Genomic DNA, 14,636 nt, shown 5'->3' with positions numbered 1-14,636 from the left:
TCCATTATGAGGAAGAGAAACACAATAATTATTGCGTCAAATCAGCTTTAAATTCTTTTATCTTATCAATTAACCTTTGGACATACTCATCCACTATTTTACTGGCTGGTCCATAGTGCTTTTCATCAAATAGGCTTTCTACCTGACTTGGTTCCAGATTCAATTCCACCGTATGTGCGCCTGATAGTTTAGCTTCATGCACAAATCCAGCCGCAGGATAAACATGCCCGGAGGTGCCGATCGCAATGAAAATATCTGCCTGAGCCAGTGCAGAATAGATCTCTTCCATACCCAAAGGCATTTCACCAAACCAAACAATATGTGGACGCAACGGTGATGGGAACTGACAGCAATGACAACGCTCATCTGTAGCCAATGCACCTGTCCATTCAAACACTTGCCCAGATTGGCAGCAACGGATCTTAAGTAACTCACCATGCATATGTACCGTACGACAACTACCTGCCCGTTCATGAAGATTATCAATATTCTGAGTAATCAACAGAAAATGGTCACCCAGTTCGTGCTCCAGCGCGGCTAAAGCATAATGCGCTGTGTTCGGCTTTATGTCCGGTTGTTGTAGTTGACGCCGCCGGGCATTATAAAACGCCTGTACCAAGTCTGGATCTTTCTGAAAACCTTCAGGTGTAGCAACATCTTCCACCCGATGTTCTTCCCACAACCCATCAGAAGAACGGAAAGTCCGAATGCCCGATTCAGCTGAAATACCCGCACCAGTCAATACCACTACATAAGGTTTTTTCATATCAAATGCCAATCGATTATCCCTATAGAAAATTCGGCTACGAAATCGCTGATGCCTCAAACGCTTAACCTTACGAAACCGACAAAGCCGACTACGAACACGCATACTGATTTCCTTTAAGATTTCTCAATAATGCTTAAGTTTCTGTTTCCTTTACACCATAGCGCTTTTGTTCAGCTGATGCCAATAATAGGTTTATTATCTCCCACTTAAAATCTGTGCCGGATCAAGCCTGCTTGCCCGTCTTGCCGGATACCAACTTGCCAGCAAACTCAAAATCAGCGCAGTCGCTAAAACGAACAAAACATCCATGCTATGTAACTCTGATGGTAAGAAATCGATGAAGTAAACATCACCGGAGAGGAATTGATGGCCGATCAGCTTTTCCAGCCCATGGATAAGTGAAGTCAGATTAAGTGATGCTAATATTCCGACTACAGCACCTGCAATACTGCCTGTCATCCCCGTCAGTAATCCGTACCAGAGAAAAACCGCTCTGATTTGTCCATCTTTTGCTCCCAGTGTTCGTAAGATAGCAATATCCCTGCTTTTATCTTTTACCGCCATAACCAAGGTAGAAACGATATTGAAACACGCCACACCAATCACCAGAATCATAGCCAGATACATAATGCTGCGTACCATCTGAATATCCTGATACATATAGCCGTAATTTCTTATCCAACTGCTGATATAGACATATTCCTGTGATGCTTCTCCAGCCGCCCTTACTCGCTGATTGGCAGCAAACACATCATCAACTTTAATAGCAATTCCAGTGATACCTTGGTCATAATCCAGATATTGCTGTGCATCAGCCAAGGGAATCAAAGCCAGACTATGATCAAGTAAGCCACTCAGTTGAAAAATCCCGCTGACCTGTAAACGAATCCGCTTTGGTTGCAACAGTTTCATCTCTGGATCGTTGTTTGGGATCATAACAGTCAGCCAATCACCCTGTTTAACCTTCAAAGCATTAGCAACCCCTTGCCCCAAAATGACCTGCTGATGACCCGCCTGAAAGTGTTGCCATGCATTATCCTGCACAAACGTTGGTAATGAACTAACCTGAGCCTCTGTGACTAAATCAACACCTCTTACCTGAACGGCATGTAGACTAGCGCCTTTTTCCATCAATCCAGTGAAAGTAATATAAGGTGAAGCCGCAACCACACCAGCTGTGTTTTTCACCCGTCCTAATGCAGATTGCCACCGTTCAAGAGGCTGATTAACCGCATAGATTTCACCATGAGGAACAACGGAAAGTATCCGGTTCCTCAATTCCCGCTCAAAACCGTTCATGGCACTCAAGCCAATAATCAAGACCGCGACACCAAGCATAATCCCCAAAGTAGAGATCACCGAAATCAGGGATACCATTCCACCACGACGGCGCCCCCGGCTGAATCGAAGAGCAGTAACTAGAGAAAGAGGCAAATTTGCCATTACAATGCCCTCGTCAGGGTCAATTCATCTTGCAAATAGCCGTCACGCATCTCTACCTGACGATCCAATTTGCTGGCAAGTTTCAAATCATGGGTAACCACCAAAAACCCGGTTCCCTGCTGCCAGTTAAGTTTACCCAGTAACTCAAAAATACTATCTGCATTACGTAAATCAAGGTTGCCAGTGGGTTCATCAGCCAAAACTAAAGAAGGTTCATTAACTAATGCTCTGGCAATCGCCACACGCTGACGTTCACCACCCGATAATTCTGATTGGCGGTGATGAGCACGCTTCTCCAGACCAACCGCAGCCAACATTTCCAACGCTTTCTTCTGTGCTTGATTCCGATTTTTACCGCCAATCAGCAGCGGCATAGCCACATTTTCTATCGCGTTAAAATCTGGCAACAGGTGGTGAAACTGATAAATAAAGCCTAATTCATGATTGCGCAATTCTGCTCTGGCTCTGGAAGACATTTTATTCAGAGACTCCCCTTTAAACAAAACGTCACCGGAAGTCGGTGTATCCAATCCACCAAGCAAATGCAATAGCGTACTCTTACCTGACCCCGAACTTCCTACAATCGCCATCATTTCGCCCTGATTGATAGCAAAAGTGACATTTTTCAGTACTTCGGTCAGTACTTGCCCTTCTTGATATTTTTTACACAGATTATTACACAGCAATAATGGTTGATTATTCATAACGCAAAGCCTCAGCAGGTTGGGTGGCAGCGGCACGCCAGGAAGGATATAACGTAGATAATAGGGCAATAACTATCGCTGAAATTGCAATTGTAGCGACTTGCAATGGCTCAATAGCAACAGGTAACTCAACACCTGAAGTCAACAGGCCAATAAGTGGCATTAAGTTATTAAGCTGGCTCGAAAGCAGAACACCAAGCCCAGTTCCCAATAATGTACCGATAATCCCGGCACCCGCTCCTTGGATCATAAAAATCGCCATGACCTGACGGCGTGTCAGTCCCTGGGTTTGCAAAATCGCCACTTCACCCTGTTTTTCCATCACCAGTAAACCAAGAGAAGTAATGATATTGAATGCAGCCACAGCAATAATCAGACTCAACAATAAACCCATCATGTTTTTTTCCATCCTTACAGCCTGGAAAAATTCACCTTTACGTTCACGCCAATCTTTCCATAACAACCCTTCAGGCATGGTTTGCAAGCTCAAGCGATCCACCGCCAACGGTTCTTTGAGATAGAGACGCCAGCCAGTAATATTATCCTGCGGGTAACGCATCAAACGGGCAGCATCTTGTTGATTCACCAGAATCTGTGTGCCATCTACTTCACTGTTAGAAGCAAAAGTACCCACAATCATAAACAAACGTTGACTCGGAATACGCCCCATTGGTGTCAATTGGCTTGCACCTGGCACCATCAGGCGAACTCGATCTCCGCGTTTTACTCCAAGCTCCACCGCCAACTTTTCGCCCAAAATAGCATGATAACTGCCGGGTTCAAGTTGATAGCGAGCAGTGTTAACCAAGTATTCAGTCAGTGGTTCATACTCATCTGAAGTAATACCCAACATCACACCCACACCGACATTACGGGCGCTTTGCAATACAACGTCGCCCATAACCAATGGTGTAATCCTGTTGACTTGCTCTAGGTTCGAAAGTTCACTAGCAGGATGTTGTACGGGATCTAGAGAACCACTTGCCGACGTCACAACAGCCTGCGGCATCAAGCCAAGAATACTGGTTTCCAATGAACGCTCAAAACCATTCATCACTGACAATACAGTGATTAATGCGGCGACACCAAGAGTAATACCGATTGTTGACAGCCATGAAACAAACCGACCAAATTTGTCAGCCGCACGGCCACGCATATACCGCAAACCTATAAATAATGAGACAGACTGAAACATGAAATCTGTTACGCCCCTGTTGCCAAAGCAAAGTGTTCGGGGATAATAAAGGGTAGCTATACTTTATGGAACCACCAACGCCCAAATCTGTGGTTTTTTTTATTTTTTCTCAACCTGCCAGCGTGTTTATTTTAAGACCATTATAGGTCAAAAAATCTGTTGGGAATGGGCTGAATCATAGAGAACACATTAACGCTTATGTCCTCAAAATACCGTTATGAACTTCCTGAACGCTGCGGTGATAGCCGCCAGTTAGGTCGGCTCACTGGCGCAGCCTATGCTGTAGAGTGTGCTGAAATTGTCGAACGCCATCAAGGTCCTGTCGTACTGATAACCAAGGATATGCAAAACGCTTTACGTCTGCATGATGAAGTCCATCAGTTTACCGACTGTCCTATCAATATACTTTCTGACTGGGAAACACTGCCCTATGACAGTTTTTCTCCTCATCAGGAAATTATTTCCAACCGCCTGTCTACACTTTATCGTCTGCCAACGGTAACCAAGGGTGTTTTAATCCTGCCGGTAAACACCTTAATGCAGCGGGTTTGCCCACATGAATATCTTCACGGGCATGCATTGGTTATGCATAAAGGACAAAAGCTCTCACGGAATAAACTCCGCGCTGAACTGGAACAGGCGGGCTATCGCAGCGTTGAACAGGTTCTCGAACATGGTGAATTTGCCACCCGAGGCGCATTGCTTGACCTTTTTCCAATGGGAAGCGAGCATCCTTATCGTATCGATTTTTTCGATGATGACATTGATAGCCTGCGAATTTTTGATGTTGACAGTCAGCGCACGCTAACTGAGGTCAAGCAAATCAACTTATTACCTGCTCATGAATTTCCAACAGATAAAGAAACTATTGAACTGTTTCGCAGCCAGTGGCGGGAACGTTTCGAAGTCCGTCGTGATAGTGAGCACATTTATCAGCAAGTTAGTAAAGGCACGTTACCAGCCGGGATAGAATATTGGCAACCGCTGTTTTTCAAACAACCCTTGCCCTCGTTGTTTGATTATCTACCAGATAATACCTTGATTATTATCAGCCAAGAAGTCAACAGCTCTACTGAGCGCTTCTGGCAAGATGTTCAACAGCGTTTTGTGAATCGTAAAATTGATCCAATGCGACCGCTTTTACCACCGGAAGAACTTTGGCTTCCAGCTGATAAGCTGTTCTCTGAACTGAAAAATTGGCCTCGTATTCAACTCAAAACGGAAGAACTTAGTAAAAAAGCCAGCCATACAAATCTTGATTATCAACGACTACCTGATCTATCTATTGTCGCACAAAATAAAGCACCGCTGGATAAACTTCGCCGTTTCCTTGAGCAATTCAGTGGCCGTGTTATTTTCTCCGTTGAGAGCGAAGGCCGCAAAGAAACATTGCAAGAATTATTGTCACGGATAAAGATTAAACCAATTAAAATCAGTAAACTGGATGAAGCTCAGGAACCGGGTCACTTTTTAATGATTGGTGCAGCTGAACATGGTTTTATTGATAACAAGAATGAACTTACTCTGATCTGTGAAAGTGATATGCTTGGGGAGCGTGTTGTCCGCCGCCATCAGGATACTCGCCGTACTATTAATACCGATACCCTGATCCGTAACCTTGCAGAATTACGCCCCAGCCAGCCAGTCGTCCATCTGGAACATGGTGTTGGCCGTTATCAGGGATTAACCACTCTCGAAGCAGGTAGCATTAAAGCAGAATACTTGATATTGAGCTATGCTGGTGATGACAAACTCTATGTCCCTGTGTCTTCACTGCATCTGATTAGTCGCTACGCAGGTGGTGCAGATGAAAACGCCCCATTACATAAATTGGGTGGAGAGACATGGAGCAAGGCCCGCCTGAAAGCGGCTGAAAAAGTACGTGATGTCGCCGCCGAACTGCTCGATATTTATGCTCACCGTGCCGTAAAACCAGGATTTGCATTTAAGCATGATCAGGAACAATACCAATTATTCTGCCAAAGCTTCCCATTTGAAACTACGCCAGATCAAGAACAGGCTATCAACGCCGTTCTAAATGATATGCGTCAGCCAATAGCAATGGATCGCCTAATTTGCGGTGATGTGGGATTTGGTAAAACTGAAGTTGCTATGCGCTCCGCATTTCTGGCCGTCCATAATGATAAACAAGTGGCTGTACTGGTTCCGACAACGCTTCTGGCCCAGCAACATTTTGACAATTTCCGTGACCGTTTTGCTAATTGGCCTATACGTATTGAGATGATATCCCGCTTTCGCAGCGCAAAAGAGCAACAGCAAGTGGTTGAAATGGCAGCCGCTGGTAAAGTAGACATTATCATCGGTACTCATAAATTACTGCAAAGTAACCTGCGCTGGAAAGATCTTGGTTTGTTAATTGTCGATGAGGAGCACCGGTTTGGTGTACGTCACAAAGAGCAGATTAAAGCCATGCGTGCGGACGTCGACATTTTGACGCTTACCGCAACCCCCATTCCGCGGACGCTCAATATGGCAATGAGTAGCATGCGGGATCTCTCAATCATTTCAACACCTCCCGCCCGCCGTCTGGCAGTCAAAACATTCGTCCGTGAATATGACAGCCTGGTCGTTCGAGAGGCAATACTGCGTGAAATCTTGCGCGGTGGTCAAGTTTACTATCTTTACAATGATGTTGAGAATATTGAGAAAACCAAACTACGTCTTGAAGAGTTGGTACCAGAAGCACGGATCGCCATTGGCCATGGTCAGATGCGTGAACGAGATTTAGAACGGGTAATGACCGATTTCCATCATCAACGATTTAATGTTCTGATCTGTACTACGATTATTGAGACTGGCATTGATATTCCAAGTGCCAATACCATCATTATTGAACGTGCTGACCATTTCGGCCTTGCTCAATTGCATCAACTGCGTGGACGTGTTGGACGTTCTCATCATCAGGCTTATGCTTATCTTCTGACTCCACATCCGAAAGCAATGACAGTCGATGCCCATAAACGTCTGGAAGCAATCGCTTCGCTTGAGGATTTAGGTGCAGGTTTTGCACTAGCCACTCATGACCTTGAAATCCGTGGAGCCGGAGAACTACTTGGTGAAGAACAAAGCGGCCAGATGACAACTATTGGCTTCACACTCTATATGGAGCTATTGGAAAGCGCTGTCGATGCACTAAAAGCGGGTCGTGAACCTTCACTTGAAGACTTAACAAATAGCCAGACTGATGTTGAATTACGCATGCCTGTCTTGTTACCTGATGATTATATTCCTGATGTTAATATGCGCTTGTCTTTCTACAAACGGATTGCCAGTGCCAGAGACGAATCGGAATTAGCAGAATTAAAAGTTGAATTGATAGACCGATTTGGCACATTACCTGATGCAGGACGCCACTTATTACAATCAGCCACAACTCGCCTGTCAGCTCAGAAATTAGGTATTAAGCGAATAGAAGCCCATGAGAAAGGCGGATTCATCGAGTTTAGTGAAAAAAATAAAGTTGATCCAACTTATCTGATTAGTCTATTACAAAAACAGCCTGAAATTTACCGACTGGATGGCCCTGTAAAACTGAAATTCATTACGGACTTAAACGAAAGGACATCACGTCTGGAATTTATCCAACAGTTACTGAATGCTTTTGAACAGCATCAGGTCAACTCCTAAGTCATTTTTCACTTCCCCCGTCATGATTGATTATCAGTCTGTGGGGGAAGTGCGGCAATTCGCTTTGCAAAACTTAAACTACCCATTTGTTCCATGTAACTCTGTAAAATAAGTGAAACCAATATTGATCTATGGAATATTGGATAATTGTGATGTAACTTATCCATCAGTATCTTTTGAGATTAAAATTATATGCAATATTCATACTTAGGCAGAATTATCACCTTGATTAGATTAAGAAAAAGATTAATTCCCATGAAATACCAATCAGATATAGTCATGCTCGTAATAACAACCCATATTATCAATCCTATTTAACAATGGGCCATTTTAATTTATATTAACTCTATCCTGTTATAATTATTTTTTTTACTTATGTATAAGTAATATTATATAACCCAAGATAATAACTAGAAAAAAGATGCCTCTTAGCCTCATTATTTAAGCGCAATTTTACTAGAACACCGATATAAGACCGTTCAATCATTTCATTCCACGCACCTAAATTTAGCTTAAGTTACCATTCTATTATAGTGATCGTACCAGTTATCTAATAGGCTAATAATATTGTGAAACTGTGCCTTATTGTAACAATCAATCAAATATATTGAGTAATTATAAAAATCATATTCAAACATATTGTTTATTAGAAAATAAATTATTATATATTCCTAAATATTATATTATCTTTTAATTGCATTATCTTACACTTCGTCTATACCAATTAGTTAAACCGTTATTTATCTGTTAAGAAAAAATAATAGACATTTATAACAAATATGAGAAATAGTCATTATGCAAAGTGTCACTAATAATAATATCACTTCCGATAAAATTTCCTCTAAAAGTATTTCGATGCAAATTCTGCATGAGTTGTTGCAATATCGCCGACACCTAACCGATTCAGAAAGAGATTTAGCTCTGGAAGAAGAAATCATTAAAGGTGTACAATTACCTAGAATTGAATATTTTATCAAAAATAAAAAGCCTATAGAATTTATTTTACCCGCATTCCCAACCAAATCGCCAAACAAAAATAAAGTACTTGGTACCGCTCCCGATATGGCAGAACGCTTGTCTTTGAGTTTTCTTAATTCTCTATGCCAACGTATCCAGCTTTATTATCCTCCTGGTGCACGTATTATCATTTGTTCTGACGGACATGTTTTCGGTGATCTAATTCGTGTCAAAGACGACGTTATCAGCCAATATCATGAAGATATTAAACAATTACTCCATGAAATGGGTGCTATCAATTTAGGTACATTTAATCTCAACGATGATAAGGAACTCTGCGAGCATAGCGATAATTTTAACTTACAGAGAGATATGCTAGTAAAACATTACGCCCGCTCTGAAGAATCCATCAAAGATGAATTGTTACAAAATAATGATGGATTGCAACTGTATCGTGCAGTCACCCGCTTTTTATATGAAGACAGCTTATTACCTGGTTATACCGGATCAAACAATGCCTTGCAAAAAGATGCCAAACAAAGAGCTATCGGTGTTATTCAACGAAGCTGGGCATGGGGAAGTTTATTAGATACTCATTTCCCAAAATCTATACGTCTGTCTATTCATCCTCAACCAGCAGACAGTATTAAATTCGGTATTCATATGATGCCAACCCGGGATGACTGGTTAACCCCTTGGCATGGTGTCGCAGCCAATGTAAATGGGCAATTTATACTTATGAAACACAAAGAAGTTCAGATGATGGGCGGAAAATTAGTCAATATTCATGGAAAACCCAGCCATTATGTAATTTAAAGGAAAAAGATAATGACAGAATTAAATAAATTTCAGACAGAAGAGATCATACCTTTTGGTCTAAAAATCACACCGCAATATTCCGATCAACATATTGATTCTCTACCAATAGAACAACTAAGAGAACTGACTAAAAAACATAATCTGCTTATATTGCGTGGTTTCAAATCTAACTTATCCGATCGCGAAAAATACGAAGAATATGCCCGTAGTTGGGGAGAAATAATGATGTGGCCATTTGGTGCCATCTTAGATGTCCGTGAACACCAAGATGCTACCGACCATGTCTTTGATAACACCTATATGCCACTTCACTGGGATGGTATGTATAAACCGACAATTCCCGAATTTATTATGTTCCATTGTGCCCATGCACCTGAAAGTGACCAAGGAGGCAGGACAACCTTTGTCAATACCCGTCGTGTTATTGCTAATGCTACCCAACAGCAATTAGAACAATGGAAAAATATATCTGTTACTTATCGTATTAATAAAGTCACTCATTATGGTGGAGAAGTTCATTCCCCTCTATTAGAAGAGCATCCAGACGGAAACGGATTCGTTATCAGATATAACGAGCCAGCAGTAGATGGTGAAAAATTCCTTAATAAACATGCTATTGAATACCATAATATCAACTCCGATCAGGTAGATAAATTCCAGCAAGATTTTATAAATATACTGTACGACAATCGTCACTTATATGCTCATGCCTGGCAAAAAGGTGATCTCGTGATTGTGGATAATTTCTCTCTACTGCATGGACGTGAAGGATTTACTTCCAAATCAGAACGGCATTTACAGAGAATCCACATTCAATCTGATCCGGTCTTTAATAATCAAGCGTTAAGATCATAATATTTTTATACGGACGAAGAACTGGAAAGATTATTACTTTGACTCCCAACTCCCATTGTAGTACGCTGGCCTTTTGTTTTTGCAATATAATACCAGCCAAAATCAATCTACCGGGAGTCAAGAATGATCCGCCCTTTTAACACACAGGATATGGATTCTATTCTGCACATCTGGCTATCAGCATCATTGATTTCCCACAAATTTATTGATGCTGATTTCTGGAAAAGCAAAGTAGATGATATGCGTGATATTTATATTCCATTATCAGAAAATTATGTATATGAAAATCAAGGTTCTGTAATAGGTTTTTTCAGCCTATATGAAAATAATATTGCTGCGATCTTTGTTGCACCATCAGAGCAAGGAAAAGGTATCGGTAAACAACTTATCAACTATGCAAAAAATCTACGGGATAAGCTGGAATTAGAGGTTTATTGCCAAAATATAAACTCCATCCATTTCTATCTTAACTGTGGTTTCTCAGAAAAAGAAAAAATAATAGATAAAAATACAGGTTACCCTGCGTTATTAATGGAATATATTAGAACCTGACCTTTTCAATCAGATCTCAGGAAATAATAAATTTATTTCCTGATAGATTATAAATTTATTTATAAATCACACTCAGCAATAATCAATATAGATGGTCCGATCACTCTCTATGGACTGAGAAATAATAATAATTTTAAATAACCAACTATAGTTATACTAAGGAGGAAATTAACACTAAAGAGGAAAATAACCATGTCCATATCTCTTGAGTATTTTAAATCTGCAAAATTTGACGGAAATCTATATCTTAAATGTCATGGTGAAATGGATAAACATACAGTAATAAAATATATATTAACCAACTTAACCAAAAAAGAGATATATGAATGTTACAGTGAAGATAATCAACTCGCCTGTTTTACTTCACTTAAACCCGCAAATTATATAATAGAAACTACTATCATGAAAGATGGTAAAACTATTAAAAACCTTACACCAGAAAACATAGAAATAAAAGAATCAGACCTGCTATTTGATATAGATAAAGAAATAGATGAAATAAATAAAAATGTAAGTAATGATATTAATATCAACCATATCCCTCCGAAACAAATTTCATCTAAAGATAGAATTGTCTCTCTAAAAGGAAACAACCATATTCTAAATGATAATTTGAAGTACCATCTTGAGATCATGTTTTCTGCCGATGGATTAAAAAGATTTGAAGCCGAAAGAATGGATATATTACCTATTTTTAATTCATTTAAGCATAAAATAGACATAAGGCCGGTTTTTGATAAAGAAGATTTTGATAAAAAAATATGGAAAACTCCAGAATTTAGTAAATTAACTTATCTTTACAAGATAAACGCAGATATTAGTCATTCTGATTTAGTCAAGTTAGCCAATGAGCTGGAGAAACTGGATTATGTCGAGTTTTGCTCTCTCATTCCTGAGCTGAAAAATATGCCCCCACCTCCTTTGCTTTTAGCACAAAAGATCCCCTCCGAATTCACTATTGATATCACTACACCTGATTTTTCATATCTACAGGGATATTTAAATGAGCACAATGGTATGAATATCCGAAATGCCTGGAATAAAGGTTATAAAGGTCAAGGTATCACTGTACACCACCTTGATTTTGGTGTTTACAGAAACCATGAAGATCTAATTGGTAATATTACAGTTATCAATAGTCGCCCAGAAACACAAGATTGTAATCACGGCACAGCCGCCACCGGCTGTATTTCCGCAAAGGATAATAAATTCGGTGTAACTGGTATTGCTCACGAATGTCAATTCCGTTTTTATGACGTCGATGATTTTGATAGAATTATATATAGCTTTTTACCAGGAGATATTATTAGTTTAAATATTCAAATTGTAGCCAATAATAGATATTATCCTTTTACCTATCTAGCATCTAATTGGCAAAAAATAAAAAGTTGTGCCGACGCAGGGGCAATCATTATTTTTGCTTCTGGTAATAGTGGTATTAATTTAGCCTATGACTTCACTTTCCCTAATTATGGAGATCATGGTGGTATTATGATCGGTGCCTGTACATCAATTAATGGACACAGGTTAGGCTTTTCCAATCATAATCTCTATACCAGTTTAAATTCCTGGGGTGAAAATGTCACAACCACTGGATATTCAAACTTACAACGCCTACCCGGAAATAATAGAAACTACACTCGTAGTTATAATGGGACATCCAGTGCAACACCTTTAGTTTCAGGCGCACTAGCACTCATTCAGTCTTATGCAAAATTAAAATATCATAAATATCTTAATTGCTCTCAAATAGCGACATTGGTTAAAAACAGTGGTTTTACAATAGGAGAACCACAGGGAATCGGCTCGCGTCCGAATGTCGAAAATGCTTTCAAACTAATGGATCGTCTATTTTCTTAATTAAGTAGATTATTTCAAGTAAAAAAGTCATGCCCTATAAAGGCTACCAGCTATCGCAGGTAGCCTTATCAACTATACCTGTTATCTTTCAAGTTGCCTCTTTGTTGGCTGCGTTCACTTGCCGCCGCACTGCAACTTGAAATCTATTGGGTATAAATAATTAATGCAATTTTAATCGTGGACGAATTACACGGTTAATTCCACCCACTAACATCATCAAGCCAGTTTTAACATAACCATGTAAAGCTACCTGATGCATACGGTATAAAGAAATATAGACTGCACGCGCCACACGCCCTTCTATCATCATTGAGCCACGCATCAGATTGCCCATTAGACTACCAACCGTACTGAATTTAGATAATGAAACCAAAGAACCATGATCTTTATAAACATACTCTTTTAACGGCTTGTCATTCAGCAACGCAATAATATTGCTATGACAACGGCTGGCCATTTGGTGAGCCGCCTGTGCTCTTGGTGGAACAAAACCACCCTCTTTCTTCGAGCATGATGCACAATCGCCAATTGCAAAAATATGGTCATCAAATGTCGTTTGCAACGTCGGCTTCACCACCAGTTGATTAATCCGGTTAGTTTCAAGACCAGCAATATCTTTCATAAAATCCGGTGCCTTGATGCCAGCAGCCCACACCATTAGATCAGCTTTAATCAGCTCACCCTCTTTGGTATTCAACCCATACTCATCAGCACTGGTCACCATGGTTTTAGTTAATACGTGAACGCCAAGTTTTGTCAGCTCTTGATGTGCCGCAGCAGAAATACGTACTGGCAATGCCGGCAAAATACGCTCTCCAGCCTCTACTAACGTAACGTTTAGCGCTTCTGAATTAAGCCCCTCAAAACCATAACTATTAAGCTGTTTTACTGCATTATGTAATTCCGCCGACAGCTCAACGCCTGTCGCACCACCACCAACAATCGCAATATTAACTTTATCTTGCTGATTACCGCTGGCAGAATACTTAAGAAACAGATTCAGCATTTCATTATGAAAACGATGAGCTTGTTGTGGGTTATCCAGGAAGATACAGTTATCTTTCACACCCTGCGTACCAAAATCATTAGATTTACTGCCCAAGGCCATAACCAGAATGTCATAACTCAATTCACGCTCAGGAACCAGTATCTCGTTATATTCACCTCGGATCTCAGCCAAAGAAATCTTTTTGGTATCACGGTGAATATCGGTCAAAGTCCCTAATTGGAAATTGAAACAGTGGTTACGGGCATGAGCCAGATAACTCAATGCATCAACACCATCGTCCAATGATCCTGTCGCAACTTCATGTAATAGCGGCTTCCACAAATGGCTTTGGTTACGATCCACCAGCACAATTTCTGCTTTCTTTTTGCGTCCCAGCTTATGCCCCAGACTGGTTGCCAGTTCCAAACCACCAGCACCTCCACCAATGATCACAATTCTCTTCTTTGGTGTTGTCATGACTACTCCACTAAAATGTAAACAAAATGTTATTTAAGGACATTAAAGTAATGCCCTTAAATAACATTTATTTTTATATAAATAACTGATGTGATAGTTACAGAATATCACGACTGGTTAGTTGGTCATACCAAAATTGAGTGACATTAAATTCTTTTGAATAAATAAACATCAATCACAGAAATTGTCAATTTATTTTCAGCTGGTTCGGTTCATCCCTCATTTGTCTCATTTTCCTATTTAACCCGAATTCTGCTTAAGCCGTCATTGAGAAATCTTCTTCTGAGTAGAAAACTTTCAGTGATGGTTTTTTCAATTTAAGGCAGTAAGCAATCAGTCCACCTAAAACGGTCAACATAAATCCTCTTA

General features: G+C 40.3%; 10 protein-coding genes and 1 pseudogene. 5 read left to right on the top strand and 6 right to left on the bottom strand.

From position 1 onward, the window contains the following. Positions 1-28 precede the first annotated feature (28 nt). The 4 genes from cobB to lolC all read right to left on the bottom strand — a co-directional run bounded on the left by cobB (position 29) and on the right by lolC (position 4,111). Positions 29-871 (bottom strand): Sir2 family NAD+-dependent deacetylase, encoded by an 843-nt coding sequence (cobB, locus tag AM629_RS09160; RefSeq protein ID WP_054478237.1) that lies wholly within the window; start codon positions 869-871, stop codon positions 29-31. Between the two features lie 93 nt (positions 872-964). Next, on the bottom strand, positions 965-2,212 hold the full coding sequence (gene lolE, locus AM629_RS09155; RefSeq protein WP_054478233.1) for a lipoprotein-releasing ABC transporter permease subunit LolE: 1,248 nt from the start codon (positions 2,210-2,212) through the stop codon (positions 965-967). Then, entirely contained in the window at positions 2,212-2,916 is a 705-nt protein-coding gene (gene lolD / locus AM629_RS09150; RefSeq protein WP_054478231.1) for a lipoprotein-releasing ABC transporter ATP-binding protein LolD, read from the bottom strand. The genes lolE and lolD overlap by 1 nt, the downstream gene beginning before the upstream one ends. Then, positions 2,909-4,111, bottom strand: coding sequence for a lipoprotein-releasing ABC transporter permease subunit LolC (gene lolC / locus AM629_RS09145; RefSeq protein WP_054478229.1), 1,203 nt, complete (start codon positions 4,109-4,111; stop codon positions 2,909-2,911). Before lolC ends, lolD begins: the two co-directional genes overlap by 8 nt. 198 nt (positions 4,112-4,309) lie before the next feature. Here lolC and mfd point away from each other — a divergent pair, with 198 nt between their 5' ends. The 5 genes from mfd to AM629_RS09120 all read left to right on the top strand — a co-directional run bounded on the left by mfd (position 4,310) and on the right by AM629_RS09120 (position 12,802). Beyond that, positions 4,310-7,759 carry a transcription-repair coupling factor gene (mfd, locus tag AM629_RS09140; protein ID WP_054478228.1) on the top strand — a complete coding sequence of 1,150 codons (3,450 nt, stop codon included), beginning with the start codon at positions 4,310-4,312 and terminating at the stop codon, positions 7,757-7,759. A 795-nt stretch (positions 7,760-8,554) separates the two neighbouring features. Next, on the top strand, positions 8,555-9,532 hold the full coding sequence (pvcA, locus tag AM629_RS09135) for an L-tyrosine isonitrile synthase (protein ID WP_054478225.1): 978 nt from the start codon (positions 8,555-8,557) through the stop codon (positions 9,530-9,532). A 12-nt stretch (positions 9,533-9,544) separates the two neighbouring features. Further along, entirely contained in the window at positions 9,545-10,390 is an 846-nt protein-coding gene (locus AM629_RS09130) for a TauD/TfdA family dioxygenase (RefSeq protein WP_054478224.1), read from the top strand. Positions 10,391-10,513: 123 nt separating this feature from the next. After that, entirely contained in the window at positions 10,514-10,942 is a 429-nt protein-coding gene (locus AM629_RS09125) for an N-acetyltransferase (protein WP_054478220.1), read from the top strand. Between the two features lie 192 nt (positions 10,943-11,134). Continuing rightward, entirely contained in the window at positions 11,135-12,802 is a 1,668-nt protein-coding gene (locus AM629_RS09120; RefSeq protein WP_054478219.1) for a S8 family peptidase, read from the top strand. A 160-nt stretch (positions 12,803-12,962) separates the two neighbouring features. On the opposite strand, the gene AM629_RS09115 is transcribed toward AM629_RS09120, so the two are convergent. Together AM629_RS09115 and AM629_RS23370 are read right to left on the bottom strand one after the other, a co-directional pair. Beyond that, entirely contained in the window at positions 12,963-14,267 is a 1,305-nt protein-coding gene (locus AM629_RS09115) for an NAD(P)/FAD-dependent oxidoreductase (protein WP_054478218.1), read from the bottom strand. Between the two features lie 256 nt (positions 14,268-14,523). Next, a pseudogene (locus tag AM629_RS23370) lies at positions 14,524-14,636 on the bottom strand (IS982 family transposase); the annotation flags it as partial.

The sequence above is a fragment of the Photorhabdus heterorhabditis genome (assembly GCF_001280945.1).
Lineage (GTDB): Bacteria > Pseudomonadota > Gammaproteobacteria > Enterobacterales > Enterobacteriaceae > Photorhabdus > Photorhabdus heterorhabditis.
The sequence above is the reverse complement of the archived record's forward strand: the minus strand, read 5'-3'. Positions and strand labels throughout refer to the sequence as shown.